Source organism: Ruegeria sp. CH8 (assembly GCF_056536985.1).
Map to the genome: position 1 here is coordinate 173,968 of NZ_JBQFQR010000006.1, position 14,551 is coordinate 188,518.

Sequence of the window (14,551 nt, forward strand, 5' to 3'; positions counted from 1 at the left end):
CTTAGTTGGAAATGCTACGAAGGTTGCGCTTCACCATCCGGCGAAGCTCGTTCACGAGTTCGGATCTGATGTGGGCCCATTCCGCGCGCTCTGTGGCTGTGATCGATGTGTCATCCAACAGCTCGGAAACTTTCTTCAGGTCTTCGATAACCTCTTTGAGCAACGCATCTGTTTGGATGCGCCCTGACAACGCCTCGGAAAGTTTTGGAATCTCTTCAATCAGATCCACCGTCACTGGATAAATCCCGGCTCCCACTATCTATTCTCACATCGAGATGAGTGTGGTTGACCGCGCCAGCCAAGTGAGTCACCGTGAGTGGGGGGGTGAGTTTGCCTTGAACAAAGCCAATGATTTGTCGACAGATCAAGATGTTGGACAGCCGTCGCCGGATCTTGTCCGGGAAGCACTCGAGCGCGTTGTATCGAGCGGTGAGTTCCAAGCTTCGCCCCGTCTCCAGCAGTTTCTTACATACATCGTCGAGGAAGCTATCGCGGGTCGCAGTCCCCAGATTCGAGGCAAAGCTATCGCTGTGGAGGTCTATGGGCGACGCATTGATGGCACTGGTGGTCAAAATCTCGTTCGCGTTGAAGCCAGGCGGCTGCGTCGGCTACTACATGAGTTTTATGAAGAAAAATGGGACGGCGAAGGTGTTCGTATTTTTGTTGATCCCGGCGGATACAAGCCGCGGTTTTCATACAAACCTACAATTGAAGACCGCACATCACGTGAGTGGAACAGCGATGAGCCTGAAGGGCGTCGGCATACGCTGCCACTGCTGTCAGCTGGACTGTGTGTCCTTGCAATAATCACTGTGCTTGGCATCTGGTTGAGCCAGGAAAACAGCAAGGCTTTGCCAACGACCCAATCCATCGAACAAGCCGAACGTGCAGCACTTGGTAAGCATTCGTTGTCCAGTTTGCAGGCAGCTAACCTCGCAGACCAAGCCCGCGGCATGTTTTTTCCAGTCTTTGACGCCAAACGTCAGCAAATGGCACTTGGCATGTTCCAGCATGCCACCGAGCTCGATCCAGCTTTGCCGGATGGGTACTCCGGCAAAGCTCAGGTTTTGGCGACCCTGGCTATGCTGTCCCGAGATGAAGCACAAGGAAAGAAACTCATAGGCCAGGCATCGGAAATGTCTGAACAGGCTTTGGATTTGTCCCCCACCGACGCATGGGCCAATGCCGCAAAAGGTTGGGTGTTGGCTGTCAGGGATGAGCCAGACGAGGCTTTGAAATACGCCAGAATGTCCATCACGCTTGCACCTTCGGATGGCCATTTATTGGATCTTGTTGGTATCACGGCCATTGTTGCCAATGCTCCTGACCTTGCCGCCGAAGTCAGCAACCCCCAAAGACCCAGAACAGGTTCCGGTCGATTTGGCTCAAGAAATATCTGGGGCGTCTCCCAACTGATGCTCGGGAACTACCAAGATGTCATAGACGCCTTTCAAGGAGCACCAGCTGCCGGTGCACCCGTCAGCTCTCCGTCACTACTGTTTCAAGCCGTTGCACAGGATCAGTTGGGCAATTCGGAAGCGGCAGAGCAACACGTTGACGAAATGCGAATGACTTGGCCCGATTTCCCGTCTGAGTATCTTGCCAACAGGATTTTTCACAACGACGGTAAAACGCAGAAAGCGATACTTGATACACTGACGAGATACTAAGGAAGCGAGTTTCCTTGATTTCTTACGCAAGCTTTCAAGATCGACGTCATACTCAAAGCAACAATGCCAAACCGAGTTCGAATGGTTGGTTTAGCTGCTTCGTGAGCCCAATGCGAGTACCTTTGATCGTTGGAATCTCGCCGAGGATATCGGGATTGCAGATGATGCGATCTTTCTGTGTCATGAAAAAGGTTCTTTCGAATGTGCCGCCGGTTCTTCTCGAATTACAATGTCTCATTCTACGTTAGCAGACTCTCGATCCATTGCTTCACATCTTTATCGCTGATCTCGCCGGTGATGTATCGTTCTTGAACAGCCAAAAACTCGTCGCTGATCTTTCCGCCGGAGAGTCGAACAGACGCATTCGCCTGGCGCCACACTTCGCGGCGCTTTGTTTGCTCTTGAGTATCAGGCGACGTTTCTGGGATAAAATCCGCGAAGCTTTTGCCAAGCTCTGTCAAGGCTTCGTTCGTCGCAGCCAAGGTTCTTTCAGAGTTTTCGATTTTTTTGTTCATGCGTGGTAGCATTGGTCAGAATAATGAAACTACATAGACGTTGAAGCAGAGCAAAACACTGTCCAAAATGCCGAGTCATGAACCGCATAAAGCTCGGGTGCCACTGATGCCGGGCGGCCATCTGTCCCAAAACCCCTGACGACAGACACTGGTGAGTGTGGGCGGAAAGCAGTCTTTCCCTGCAGGAGCAATTAACAAGGTCGCGATCTCACAAAGCAGACAATTACCCTGTCATCTGCGATGCCACTAATACGAGTACTTCGTTTCAAAAAGTCAGACTTTAGAGATTGCGACAGAACCAAAAAAGACTACAGCTACTCCGTTCGCCAATCATCTGTACATTCCAAAATGAATGACTTGCACGCATCGGTCTGTTCCCGAAATCGTGTTCTGTTTCTGACATATAGATAGACCTGCCTTTTGTCCGGCAGGTCCGACACGGAGCGAAACGCTGTGGTTTCCGGCATAAACCGCGAAACGGTTTGGGGCAGTATCGTGACCCATTTTCCGGTTTTGACCAATGCAATAAGCGTGTGGGTGTTGTGGAGTGTTATCGCCGCGCCCTCCATTGCGGTCACGAAGGCTTGGGATTGGATTTTGTCGCTTAGTGCGTTTCGCACGAACGGCGCAGCAACCACGTCCTCAATTGTCGGAGGGGCCGCTTGCGTGATCAGAGGATGATCTGCCGCGCATACCAATCCAAACCGATCCTCAAACAGAGCGATTGCTTCGACGCCGTTGATCGGATGGTGACCGGACGCGATCCCAATATCGGCCTCGCCTTCAGCAAGCGCATCCAGAACGTGTTGCGTGTCTGTATCGCGTATTTCGACTTTCAAGCGTGGATACCGGTTTGCCAAGTGATCAAGGACGGCCGGAAAAATCAGCGCGCCGACTGACGGAACCGATACGATCCGGATCAGGCCGTGCTCGGTCTTTGCGGCCTCTCCGATGCTACTTATGGTGTATTCGAACTGGCGGACCTGTTTCAGTGCCAGTTTAAACACTTCCTCTCCTAGCACCGTTAGCTGATTCTTGCGCTCGCCTTCGAACAGCGGCTTTCCAATGTGCTGTTCCAACTGCTTTAGAGACATTGAAACAGCAGATTGTGTGCGGCCAAGCCGTTCTGCCGCTTCCGCAAGGTTTCCGGTTTGCGCGACGATGCAGAAGCAGCGCAGCATTTCGATCTTGATTGCTATGCTTCAATTCCTCTGAAGTTCAGTCAATTTATTTGAATTTGACTGATGTGTATAAAAAAATCCATTCTTCTGTAACCCGAAATTCTGTTGGTGGGATCCAAAGTGACCAAATTGAACTTGATTGCAGGCGAGTGGCTGGCTGGTGAAAGCGAGATTGAAAATCGCAACCCGTCGGATTTGAGCGATCTGGTGGGCATGTTTGCCCAGGCCAGTGCCGATCAGCTGGACGCAACGCTGGATCAGGCCCGCATCGCACAGGCCGAATGGGCATCCTATGGGCTGGAGCGTAAACAAGCCGTGCTCATGAACATCGGTAATGAACTGATGGCGCGCGCCGAGGAACTGGGCACATTGCTCAGTCGCGAAGAGGGCAAACCGCTGGCAGAAGGCAAGGGCGAGGTTTTCCGCGCCGGTCAGTTCTTTACCTACTATGCCGCTGAATGCTTGCGTCAAATCGGTGAGAACGCTGATTCCGTCCGCCCTGACATCGAGATCGACGTGCGACGTGAGGCGGTTGGCGTTGTCGCGATCATCAGTCCATGGAACTTCCCTACTGCGACCGCCTCGTGGAAGATTGCGCCTGCGTTGTGTTATGGCAACGCGGTTGTGTGGAAGCCTGCTAACATCACGCCTGCCTCGGCTGTGGCGCTGACCGAAATCATCGAACGTCAGGATATTCCCAGGGGCCTGTTCAGCCTTGTGATGGGCTCGGGTCGTTCAATCGGGCAGCGACTGGTCGAAAGCCCGAAGGTCAACGCGATTTCCTTCACCGGCTCCGTACCGGTGGGCAAGGGTATCGCCGTTGCCGCCATTCAGAACCTGACCAAGGTACAGATGGAAATGGGCTCCAAGAACGCTCTGGCCGTCATGGATGACGCAGATCTGGATCTGGCAGTCACCTTGGCACTGGGTGGAGCCTTTGGTGGTACGGGCCAGAAATGCACGGCCTCGTCGCGCCTTGTGGTGCATGAAGGTATCCATGATGCCTTTGTCGAGAAGCTGGTCGCGGGTGCGCAGGCGATGAAAGTGGGTCATGCGTTGGAAAACGGCACCCAGATGGGACCCGTCGTCAGCCTTCAGCAACTGTCTGAGAACCTCGCCTATGCGGATCTGGGCAAATCCGAAGGTGCAGAGCTTGCCTGCGGCGGCCAGCGGCTTGAGATGCCACATGACGGGTTCTACATGTCTCCCGGCGTATTCCTGAATACTACCAATGATATGCGCATCAACCGCGAGGAAATGTTTGCGCCCCTGACCAGCGTCATCAAGGTCGGCAGCTATGACGAGGCGCTAAGCGTGGTCAATGACACTAACTTTGGTCTAACCTCGGGCATTGTGACCAAGTCGCTGGCCCGCGCCACCCATTTCCGCCGCAACGCGCGCACAGGTGTTGTCACAGTGAACCTGCCGACCGCAGGTACCGACTATCACGTGCCCTTCGGTGGCCGTGGTGACAGTTCCTATGGCCCGCGCGAGCAGGGCAAGGCTGCTGCCGAATTCTACACCACCGTCAAAACCGCCTATATCAGCGCAGGCCCGGTCTGATGCTGATCGATGGCCTGCAATATGCCAACTGGTCGGAAAAGATCTTCCGCCAACTGCGCGAAGGCGGCGTGGACGCGATCCACGTCACCATCGCCTATCATGAAAACTTCCGCGAAACTGTTCTGAACTTTGAGAAATGGAATCGCTGGTTCGAGCAATATCCGGACCTGATCATGAAAGGCCGCTGGGCCAGCGACATTGATTTAGCAAAGGAAACGGGCCGGACGGCTGTATTCTTCGGGTTCCAGAACCCGTCTCCGATAGAAGACGATATCGGGCTGGTCGAGATCCTGCACGATCTGGGTGCGCGGTTCATGCAGCTGACGTACAACAACCAGTCCCTACTGGCGACCGGCTGTTACGAGGCCGAAGACACCGGCATCACCCGCATGGGCAAGCAGGTTATCAAGGAAATGAACCGCGTCGGACTTGTGGTCGACATGAGCCATTCGGCAGACCGCTCGACCATCGAGGCGGTTGATATTTCCGAACGTCCTATCGCCATCACGCACGCCAACCCGCACGAATGGTCTCCCGCGCTGCGCAACAAGCGCGAGGATGTGATCCGCGCAGTGACACAAAACGGCGGTATGTTCGGCTTTTCGGTCTATCCGCATCACCTGAAGGGCAAATCTGACTGCACGCTGGAAAGTTTCTGCGAGATGATCGCCCGTACGGCCGACAAATATGGGGTAAAGCACCTGGGGATTGGTACGGACCTGTGTCAGGATCAATCCGACAGCGTGGTCGAATGGATGCGGGTTGGGCGCTGGACGAAAGAGATTGACTATGGCGAAGGCTCAGCCTCGGCGCCTGGCTTCCCTCCGATGCCGCACTGGTTCCGCGACAATCGCGACTTTGGCAACATCAAAGACGGGCTTTGCGCCGTTGGCATGAACGCCGAAGAGGTGGCGGGTATCATGGGTAGCAACTGGTATCGTTTCTTCGCCGATAACTTTGGATCGCAACAGCCATGACCACCACGCCACAAAATGTTGAACGTCGTGAGCCTGCCCGGGTGATGCGCCTTTCGCGTCTTGGGTCTTTGCACCAATGTCGGCTCAGCTTCATGCGCCAGCTCACCCGTCGTATGGCGGCTGAGAAATGGGTCTTTTCCCGGCCCGTTTTTGATATTGACACTAGCGGTGTGGGCCACGCGGTATATTCCGCGCAAGGACCCGATCGCACCTATTCACTGGTCGCCTTCGCCCATGACCTGCCGCCCGAGCAACGTTCGGATCGTGTGATAGCCGAGGCCTGGGATGCCACCTTTGCCTTGTTCGACGGTGTTCCCAGCAAGGACGATTTTCAACGTCTGTCCCGGAATGTACCGCTGCAAGAAGCTGGTCGAGTCAGCGAAAGCGAGTTGTCGCTGTCGCGTGCCAACCGCTCGGTTCGGTTGTGGGCCCATGTAGTAGACCGGCTGGCTGCGGGTCAGCAGCCGGATCTCGCGCAGATCTACAAGGTTGGGTATCTGATGCGCACCACAGCGGTTTACGGATCGGGCAAGTTCGGCGCGGCGGACCGGGAAAAGATCGCCGACCGGCCCGAGGTCAGCGGCCCGTTTCAGGCCGAGATGCTCTCCGTCTATCTGACCCGGATATTCGTACGTGATCTGGTGCAGCACATGGCAAAGGCCAAGGGTGGTGCACAGACCGCGCAGCTTGACCCGAATATCGCCCGCTGGCTGGGGATCGGCAACTCGACCGGGCTGGGCATGGCACCCTTCATCGTCAATCATCCGATCCTGTTCAACAATTGGATCATGGCACGTGAAGAGGCCATCGCGCGCGTTCGGTCCGTTGAGACCGCAACGGACGCCGAAGTGACCATGTTCCGCGAAGTATTCGAGCGCAGCAAATTGTCGATCTCGTGGTGGCGGTCTGAGCACCCGATCCAGATCGAAAAACTTGTCGCCCTGAATGCCGATCTGGACGCGATAGCCACGCATCTCGAACAGACAGATCTGACGAGAAGCCAGCCTTGGGAACACCTGATCCTATGGTCTCAGACCGCCCTTAGCGAAGAAGGGCAAGAGTTGCTGGCCTCTCTGATCCTTGAACCATATGGCGAACTGGTGGACGGGTTGAGCAGTTGTATGGCGGATGGCAACAGCGCGGCCTTTGCAATCGACGGTGCAATGCCGGTCAACCGGGTGCACGAGCTGATCCGCACGAGCTTTGGCTGGGCGCTTGATCTGGATTGGAACGCCGCTGAACATTGCGCGCGCGCCTGGTATGTTTCCGAAGAAAAGCTTGAACCCCGCCTGGGGGAACGGTTCGACGAACCAATTGCGGACTATGAGCAACCTCTCGCACCGGCGCGCGACGCGGCGCGTGCGTTTGACGCTCTGGACAAATGGTCGGGCGAAGACTCAGTCGCAGAGTTCCTGTTGCGCCACCCGGAACATCGCCACACGGTGCGCCGCGCGCAGATGAGCCGCGTCGCCCCCTATGGTGAAATTCGGGACAATACGATTGGCGCAGAGGTGATGCCCATCGACATGCTGCGCGCCAAACTCTCGTTTTTCGGCGCAACCCATTTCGATCCGCGCTCAGACCGATGGGTTCGCATCTGTATGTATGCAGGCGCGCCATATCCCGAAGAGCTGGGTCCGGACAATGCCGATTTGTGGGTCTATCCGGAGCTTGCGCAATGAGCTTTTCCCTTAATGAAGTCGAAGCCACCGCCAAACGTGCAACGCGCGGTGCAGGCTATGACTGGGGAGTGGCGGAAGAGGCCGGGAAGGCGACGCGCTGGCTCTGTGCACAGAGTCTTGACGGTGTAGCCGAACTAGCAGGCGTGTTGGAGCGCGGGTTTGCGAGTAATTTGGGTGAACACGTCCCTAAACATATGGAACCCGACTGGTCCGGGGGCATGGACTTATGCCCGCTGATGACCGGGGCGTTGCTGTCGGATTGCTCGCATTTTCTGCATTCCGGCCCGAACCGGATCAGAAATTTGGCCACGCCTGCTGTCTTGCTGCCATTTGCGGCCCAAGCCGCGCGTCGCCAATCCGCAATTGTTACTGTCATGGCGGGCGATTTCTTCGCAGCGACTGACGGGACGCAACTGGTACTGAAAAATGAGTGCCCAGCCCACGCGAGCGTAATCGAGGTTGCACTGGGTGATACCCTGACCAACCCGTGCGCGCAAAAGACCCGCGCGACGCCCGATCCGGCGGCATGGAACATGCTTAACCGCTTAGCGCACCGCACCTACGCCCCGGCAACGGAAGAATCCCGTTTACTCGGCGCTGGTGCCGGGCTTTCCGACAACGACTGAAAAGAGACCGCCATGATCCAAACCCGCACCCTGTCACTTGCTGAAATCGAAGAGCTGTCTTTCCGGGCACTGGTCGCTGCGGGCACAAGCGAGGAAAACGCGCGGCCTCTGGCGGTCGCAACCTCAGCGACCGAGGCAGACGGGGTTGCCAGTCATGGCCTGGCCTATATCCCGATCTACTGTGAGCACGTTCAATGCGGCAAGGTCGATGGGCAAGCCCGACCGGTTCTGGCGGAGCCACGCCCCGGTGTTATCACTGTCGATGCTGCCACCGGGTTTGCGCATGCAGCCATCGAGGCCGGCTTCAAAGCGCTGATACCGGCTGCCCGTACGCAGGGGATTGCCGCGCTGGCGATCCGCAACAGTTATAATTGCGGTGTTCTGGGGTATCACACTCACCGGCTGGCGCAGGCCGGGTTGGTCGGTCTGGGCTTCACCAACGCTCCGGCTTCAATTGCACCTTCGGGAGGCTCTAAGCCGGTGGTCGGAACCAACCCGTTCTCGATCGCTGCTCCAGGCACCGATGGGCAACCTGCACTGCTGATCGACCAGAGCGCCAGCACCATCGCAAAAAGCGAAGTTATGAAACATGCCCGGGAAGGCAAGTCGATCCCGGTTGGCTGGGCGCTGGACCCGGATGGCAACCCCACCACTGATCCGAATGTCGGGCTCAAGGGATCGATGGCCCCCTCGGGGGGCTATAAAGGCGTCGGCGTGGCCTTGCTGACTGAGGTTTTGGCTGCAGCGCTAACCGGTGCCACGCTTGGAATTCACGCCTCACCTTTTTCGGGAACGGCTGGAGGCCCACCTAAGACGGGCCAGTTCTTTATCGCGATTGACGCATCTGCAACCGCAGATGACGCTTTTTCTACCAGAATTGCCGATCTTGTTGAAGCGATCCGATATCAGGACGGCGCACATTTGCCCGGCGATGGTCGCCGGGCAAAGCGTTTGGCGGCAAATTCTGAAGGTGTAGCCGTCAACGTGGCAACGCTGGAGAAAATTGAGGCCCTACTCAAATAGGGCAGAAATGGTGAAGTTTCGGGACACCTGCAAATAATTTTCTGGAACTCAGGACACGTGCGAACAGGGAGGAAACACATGTCAATGAAGGATCCATTTACCGATCTGGAGATCAAGCGATCTTCGGGCGGCTTCTATGAAGGTCACAGCGTCGAAATTGCTTTGCTCAGCAAGTCGATCATGGTTGCGCTGGTCATCTGGGCACTGGTCTGGCCTGCAAACGCAAATGGAGTTCTGGGAAGCCTGAACTCGCGCCTACTGGAGGACTTCAACGCCTTCTATATCATCATCGTCGGCTTCTTTGCCTTTTTCCTGTTTGTCGTGGCTGCGCTGCCGCAAACTGGTAAACGACTCATGGGTCCGGAAGGTGAAAAACCAGAATTTTCGGATTTCTCGTGGTTTTCTATGATGTTCGGTGCCGGTCTGGGTGTCGGTCTGATGGTATTTGCCACCGCCGAGCCTCTGGGCCTTTGGGGTTCAAATCCGGTTGTGATCGCCGAGCAGGTTGTTGGTAATACCGAAGAGGCACTGCAGTCCGGGTATCGGTATACCTTCCTGCACTACGGGTTTCATGCCTGGGCGATTTATGTCGTGACTGGCTTGTCGCTGGCCTACTATGCCTACACGCGCAACATGCCCTTGACGATCCGCACTGCGCTGACACCGTTGTTTGGCAAGTTGATGAACGGTTTTCTTGGCCACGTCGTAGACGTTCTGGGTGTTGTTGCAACAATCCTGGGTGTCTCGGTAACGATCGGTTTTGGCGTTTCGCAGTTCATCGACGGGCTTTATGCAATTACCGGTATGGGATGGATCATGGATCTGAACGGAGAAGTTCCGACCCCAAGTACAGTTGGCCTGTTGGCGGGTCTGATCGTCATCATGGGCCTGTCGATCATATCGGCTGTTTCGGGCGTTGGACGTGGCGTTAAGTACCTGTCGAATCTGAATCTGGTGCTATCTCTAATACTGCTGCTGGTCTTTGTCGTATTCGGTTCGTTCCTGTTTGCAATGACCACCTATGCAACAGCGTTCATCGACTACATCCAGCATTTCATCTCGCTCAGTTTTGGCGCGTTCAACCCGCAGTCAGCGGCGGCATTTGAGGCAGCGTTGCCAAGCGAAGCCGCCCCATTTGCCGATGCCCTATACAGCGGTGCGACCAACCCCTGGGGTTCGTTTGACGGGTTCAAATCAGGGCTTGAAGGCGACGTCGCAGCCTTGCCCGAAACCGTTCTCGCTTCGGTCTATGCCGCTGGTGACCCGGGTCGTCAATTTGGTTGGCAGGCAGGTTGGACCACGTTCTACTGGGCCTGGTGGATCGCGTTCTCGCCCTTCGTGGGCCTGTTCCTGGCGCGGATTTCCAAAGGGCGTTCGGTTCGAGAGTTCATCGTTGGTTGTGTATTCGCACCAGCACTGGTCTGCTTTGCATGGATGACCATTCTGGGGGGCACCGCGATCGACCTTGAACTGAACGGCACGGCCGAGGGCGCCATCATCGGTGCGTCGAACACCGCCAAGCTGTTCGTCACCCTGCAAGAAATGATCTCGGGTGGGTTGCTGTCGGGTATAACAGTGATGTGTGTTGTCCTGATCATGACCTTCCTGGTCACATCGGCTGACTCGGGCATTCTGGTGATGAACACCATCATGTCTGGTGGCGATCAGAACATCGGCAACAAACACAAGATCATCTGGGGTCTGATCCTGACGGCTGTGATTGGCGCTCTGATTCTGGCTGCAGGCGAGAACAACCCAATGGATGCCTTGCGGAACGCGATGATCATCGGCGCACTGCCCTTCACGATGGTCATGGGGCTGATGTGCGTGGCTCTCGCCAAGGCCCTTTACCGCGACAGCCTACGCCAGAAACTGACTGCCCCGGCTGAGTAAGCTCGATTCCGGGCAGTTGTACCATGACTGCCCGGATTTCTGCCCAACGGGTTTTGTTCTCGAAATTTCGTGGGGCTCTCTTGCGAACACTTGGTTGAATGAAAAGCGCGCGCCGTAGCAGCGGGTCTACTCGTCGAAGATACAGTTTTTCCAATGACGGCTTGGTGCGGCCGAATCGACGTTGGGCACTTCCAGTACTGCGCGGGAGCCTAAATGACCGCTTTGACGGCCTGCATCGCAGCATTGTGACGACTCATTTAATGTCGGGAATGGGCCGTTCACTAACTTCTCGATTTAGATGCAGAATTTTGAGATATTCCCTGCCAAACCGACCTGAAGACGTCGAAGCACGCAATCAGCATTCCGCCTTACATAGCCTCCAACGTGTGGGTAAGGCCGTTTCGGATGTGATCTTCCAACAGTTTCTTGGCCGTGTCGGCGTCTCTGGCCAGCGCGGCATCGAACATGCCCTTGTGCTCCTTGACGGCCTCTTCGCCGCGATAGGTCAGCACGAGCATCTGATACCGCAGATACTTGTCGTAGATGATTGAGTGCAGAGACAGAAGGTTCTTGGAGTTGCAGGCCGCGATCATCGCCTGGTGAAACTCCCAATCATATCGTTTCCAGGTTTCTTTCTCGGACTCGTCGCCCTTGAGAAGCTGCTGTTCCATCAGGTGCAGTTTGTGGTGTGCGGCAACCAGGTTGCCTTCCCAGTCCGTGTCGCCGTTCGCAATGGACAACTCCAACGCGTGGCATTCCAACAGTACGCGCAGCTCTGAAATCTCGGTCAGGTCTTCTCGTGAAACCGGCGTGACCAGGAAACCCCGTTGCTCGGGAGCTTCGACAAACCCGTCGCTGGCGAGCCTGTTCAGCGTTTCACGAAGTGTCGAAAGGCTTGCCGAGTAGCGTTCCTTCAAGGCGTCCAGCTTCAGTTTGGAGCCGGGTTGCAGCTCCCCGAAGATGATATCCCGCTTGATGCGCTGATAGGTGCTTGCACCTATCGTAGACGGCTGTTTCGCCATGCGTTTCACCCGATATTATCAGTTTCCTCGTTCAATTAGCATTTTTCAGAGACATCAGCAATCCAAACTGATGTATGGTAAAAATAAAAATATCATACATTATTGCGGAATCGCGAAAACCCCAATACGGTCGTGGCCAAGTTGGGCAAAGCAGCCCGATCGCAATCATCGGTTTCGGGATTTTCCGGACCCTCCGGAAGGAAGCAAAGTGTCTAAGAACTTTCGCATTGCCATTGTCGGCATTGGCCTTGTTGGACGCCGCCACGCAGACGCTATACGAGCGTTGCGCCATGTTGATCTTGTCGCGGTGGTCGACCCCAGCGATGAAGGTCGTGCTTACGCCGTTGAGCATGGGGTCGTATGTTTCGAAACCCTCGAGGAAATGTTTGCAAATCAGACGCCGGACGGAGCTGTTCTTGCGACCCCGACCACGCTTCATGTTGAACAAGGCCTCACGTGTGTTCGACATGGTTGTCCCCTTCTTGTCGAAAAACCGATCGCCGTGGAAGCCACCGCTGCACTTGAGCTTGTTCGAGCAGCGGAGAAGGCCAATGTGCCACTGATGGTCGGACATCATCGTCGACACAATCCTCTGATCCGGTCGGCTAAGGAAGCCATTGTCGGTGGGAAGATTGGCGATGTGCGCGCTGTCCATGCGAATTGCTGGTTCTATAAGCCAGACGAGTATTTTGATGCTGCGCCCTGGCGAAAGAAACCAGGTGCAGGGCCCATCTCAGTCAATCTGGTCCACGACGTCGATCTTCTGCGGTATTTGGCCGGAGAAGTCGTGACCGTTCAGGCTCAGTCGGCTGCATCGCAGCGGGGCTACGACAACGAAGATGTTGCCGGTGCTCTGTTGACGTTCGAAAGCGGAGCGATAGGGACCATAAGTGTGTCCGACAGCATCGTTGCTCCATGGAGCTGGGAGATGACGTCTCAGGAATATCCAATCTATCCGTCGACCACTGAGAGTAGCTACATGATCGGTGGCTCTCATGGGTCGTTGTCCGTTCCCGATCTTCGACTGTGGAGTTACCAGAGCGAGCAAAGGGATTGGTGGACGCCAATCTCATCAACCGCGCTGAAGAAGGGTGCATCCGACCCCCTGGTCAATCAACTCAGGCACTTTGTTGAAGTCGCTCGGCGCGAAGCAGATCCGATTGTGTCTGGATGGGAAGGTTTTAGAACGCTTCAAGTTATTGAAGCTATTCAGAATTCCTGCAGGATTGGCGAGACTGTCAGGATAAGAAACCTTCGGGAAACGCAACAACAGAGATTGCAGGTAATGAAAAATATCTGATATTTTATAAAAAATCTTGCAAAATGCCCAAAATAGGTCAAAAATCAGAATCGGAAAAATGCATCATGATGTCTCAGGGAGGAGCAAAGTGATTACCAAACTTACCCGCCGGGCTGCTGTATCAGCCCTGGTTGCAACCGGTGTTCTGTTTAGCGCAACAAGCGGTGCGTTGGCGGAAGACAAAGTGCAACTTCGCCTCGCAACATCAGGATCGGAGACCGACCAGCGCTCGGTCGCTATGGCCGAGGTTTTCGCGCCCATGGTCGCTGATTTCGCAAGCTACGAGCCCAGCTATAATGGAACCATCTTCGCCCAAGGCACCGAGTTGGACGCCATCAGCCGAGGTAACCTGGAAATGTCGATCACCTCGGCGCAGGAACTGGCACAGTTCTTCCCCGAGTTTTCGATCTTTACCGCAGGCTATGTCCATCAGGACGCCGCGCACCAGGTGGCTGTCTTCAACGATCCCTTGATGGATGCCTTCAAGCAAAAGGCCGAAGAAGAACTGGGCGTCAAACTGCTGTCGGTCATGTATCTGGGCCGTCGTCAGGTGAACCTGCGCCAGCCCAAGGATGAACTGACCGTCAGCACTCCGGCTGATCTGGAGGGTGTGAACCTGCGGATGCCGGGCACAGATGCGTGGCAGTTCCTTGGCAAAGCGCTGGGTGCCGCCCCGACACCAATGGCGTTCTCAGAGGTTTACACAGCTCTGTCGACCGGTGCCGTTGACGGTCAGGACAACCCATTGCCGACCGTGGTTGATGCCAAGTTCTACGAAGTGACCAATCAGATCATCCTGACATCGCACTTGGTCGACTTGAACTATATCGCCATCGGCAAAGAGGTTTGGGACGGGCTGACACCGGAACAGCAAGCCAAGGTTCAGGAAGCTGCGGACGCAGCAGCTGAATCAGGCCGCCAGAAGCAGCTTCAGAAAGAAGAGGACCTTGTCAGTTTCCTAAAAGAGCAGGGCATGGAGGTCTACGAGCCCGACCTGGCGGCGTTCCGCGATCAGGTACAGTCGATGTATCTGGACAGCGAGTTCGCCGGATCATGGCCGGACGGCGTTCTGGAGAAGATCAACGCTCTGGGCAACTAA

At 55.5% G+C, this 14,551-nt stretch carries 13 protein-coding genes and 1 pseudogene; 9 read left to right on the forward strand and 5 right to left on the reverse strand.

Annotation, left to right across the window (positions count from 1 at the left end):
- Position 1: 1 nt before the first annotated feature.
- A complete protein-coding gene (locus ACR0ER_RS09115) occupies positions 2-235 on the reverse strand; it encodes a hypothetical protein (RefSeq protein ID WP_480768639.1) in 234 nt (77 codons plus the stop codon).
- Positions 236-281: 46 nt separating this feature from the next.
- On the opposite strand from ACR0ER_RS09115, the gene ACR0ER_RS09120 reads away from it, so the two are divergent.
- Positions 282-1,670, forward strand: a complete 1,389-nt coding sequence (locus ACR0ER_RS09120) for a tetratricopeptide repeat protein (protein WP_480768640.1) — start codon at positions 282-284, stop codon at positions 1,668-1,670.
- Positions 1,671-1,909: 239 nt separating this feature from the next.
- Here ACR0ER_RS09120 and ACR0ER_RS09125 read toward each other — a convergent pair whose 3' ends face one another.
- The 3 genes and pseudogenes from ACR0ER_RS09125 to ACR0ER_RS09135 form a co-directional block, all read right to left on the reverse strand.
- Entirely contained in the window at positions 1,910-2,185 is a 276-nt protein-coding gene (locus ACR0ER_RS09125) for an antitoxin VbhA family protein (protein ID WP_480768641.1), read from the reverse strand.
- 314 nt (positions 2,186-2,499) lie between these two features.
- The gene (locus ACR0ER_RS09130; protein WP_480768708.1) at positions 2,500-3,192 is read right to left on the reverse strand and encodes a substrate-binding domain-containing protein; all 693 of its coding nucleotides are present in this window, start codon (positions 3,190-3,192) and stop codon (positions 2,500-2,502) included.
- Positions 3,193-3,207: 15 nt separating this feature from the next.
- Positions 3,208-3,366: pseudogene (locus tag ACR0ER_RS09135) on the reverse strand (helix-turn-helix domain-containing protein); the annotation flags it as partial.
- Positions 3,367-3,486: 120 nt separating this feature from the next.
- Between ACR0ER_RS09135 and ACR0ER_RS09140 the strand changes: the two are divergent.
- From ACR0ER_RS09140 to ACR0ER_RS09165, 6 genes are all read left to right on the forward strand, one after another.
- Positions 3,487-4,929 (forward strand): aldehyde dehydrogenase family protein, encoded by a 1,443-nt coding sequence (locus ACR0ER_RS09140; RefSeq protein ID WP_480768642.1) that lies wholly within the window; start codon positions 3,487-3,489, stop codon positions 4,927-4,929.
- A complete protein-coding gene (locus tag ACR0ER_RS09145; protein WP_480768643.1) occupies positions 4,929-5,906 on the forward strand; it encodes a membrane dipeptidase in 978 nt (325 codons plus the stop codon). The genes ACR0ER_RS09140 and ACR0ER_RS09145 overlap by 1 nt, the downstream gene beginning before the upstream one ends.
- On the forward strand, positions 5,903-7,588 hold the full coding sequence (locus ACR0ER_RS09150) for a hypothetical protein (protein WP_480768644.1): 1,686 nt from the start codon (positions 5,903-5,905) through the stop codon (positions 7,586-7,588). Before ACR0ER_RS09145 ends, ACR0ER_RS09150 begins: the two co-directional genes overlap by 4 nt.
- A complete protein-coding gene (locus ACR0ER_RS09155; protein WP_480768645.1) occupies positions 7,585-8,214 on the forward strand; it encodes a DUF3726 domain-containing protein in 630 nt (209 codons plus the stop codon). The genes ACR0ER_RS09150 and ACR0ER_RS09155 overlap by 4 nt, the downstream gene beginning before the upstream one ends.
- 12 nt (positions 8,215-8,226) lie before the next feature.
- The gene (locus ACR0ER_RS09160) at positions 8,227-9,237 is read left to right on the forward strand and encodes an Ldh family oxidoreductase (RefSeq protein ID WP_480768646.1); all 1,011 of its coding nucleotides are present in this window, start codon (positions 8,227-8,229) and stop codon (positions 9,235-9,237) included.
- A gap of 78 nt (positions 9,238-9,315) precedes the next feature.
- Entirely contained in the window at positions 9,316-11,130 is a 1,815-nt protein-coding gene (locus ACR0ER_RS09165) for a BCCT family transporter (RefSeq protein ID WP_480768647.1), read from the forward strand.
- Between the two features lie 368 nt (positions 11,131-11,498).
- Here the strand turns inward: ACR0ER_RS09165 and ACR0ER_RS09170 are convergent, their stop codons facing one another.
- Entirely contained in the window at positions 11,499-12,152 is a 654-nt protein-coding gene (locus ACR0ER_RS09170) for a GntR family transcriptional regulator (protein ID WP_170328650.1), read from the reverse strand.
- Here ACR0ER_RS09170 and ACR0ER_RS09175 point away from each other — a divergent pair.
- Together ACR0ER_RS09175 and dctP are read left to right on the forward strand one after the other, a co-directional pair.
- Positions 12,151-13,452, forward strand: a complete 1,302-nt coding sequence (locus ACR0ER_RS09175) for a Gfo/Idh/MocA family protein (protein ID WP_480768648.1) — start codon at positions 12,151-12,153, stop codon at positions 13,450-13,452. The two genes, ACR0ER_RS09170 and ACR0ER_RS09175, sit on opposite strands and share 2 nt — an antisense overlap.
- Before the next feature lie 88 nt (positions 13,453-13,540).
- The gene (gene dctP, locus ACR0ER_RS09180) at positions 13,541-14,551 is read left to right on the forward strand and encodes a TRAP transporter substrate-binding protein DctP (protein WP_480768649.1); all 1,011 of its coding nucleotides are present in this window, start codon (positions 13,541-13,543) and stop codon (positions 14,549-14,551) included.

Coding starts and splice junctions, on each gene's coding strand:
- ACR0ER_RS09145 (WP_480768643.1), top strand. CDS start 4,929: ATGCTGATCGATGGCCTGCAATATGCCAACTGGTCGGAAAAGATCTTC.
- ACR0ER_RS09170 (WP_170328650.1), bottom strand. CDS start 12,152: ATGGCGAAACAGCCGTCTACGATAGGTGCAAGCACCTATCAGCGCATC.
- ACR0ER_RS09150 (WP_480768644.1), top strand. CDS start 5,903: ATGACCACCACGCCACAAAATGTTGAACGTCGTGAGCCTGCCCGGGTG.
- ACR0ER_RS09155 (WP_480768645.1), top strand. CDS start 7,585: ATGAGCTTTTCCCTTAATGAAGTCGAAGCCACCGCCAAACGTGCAACG.
- ACR0ER_RS09165 (WP_480768647.1), top strand. CDS start 9,316: ATGTCAATGAAGGATCCATTTACCGATCTGGAGATCAAGCGATCTTCG.
- ACR0ER_RS09175 (WP_480768648.1), top strand. CDS start 12,151: ATGCGTTTCACCCGATATTATCAGTTTCCTCGTTCAATTAGCATTTTT.
- ACR0ER_RS09125 (WP_480768641.1), bottom strand. CDS start 2,185: ATGAACAAAAAAATCGAAAACTCTGAAAGAACCTTGGCTGCGACGAAC.
- ACR0ER_RS09160 (WP_480768646.1), top strand. CDS start 8,227: ATGATCCAAACCCGCACCCTGTCACTTGCTGAAATCGAAGAGCTGTCT.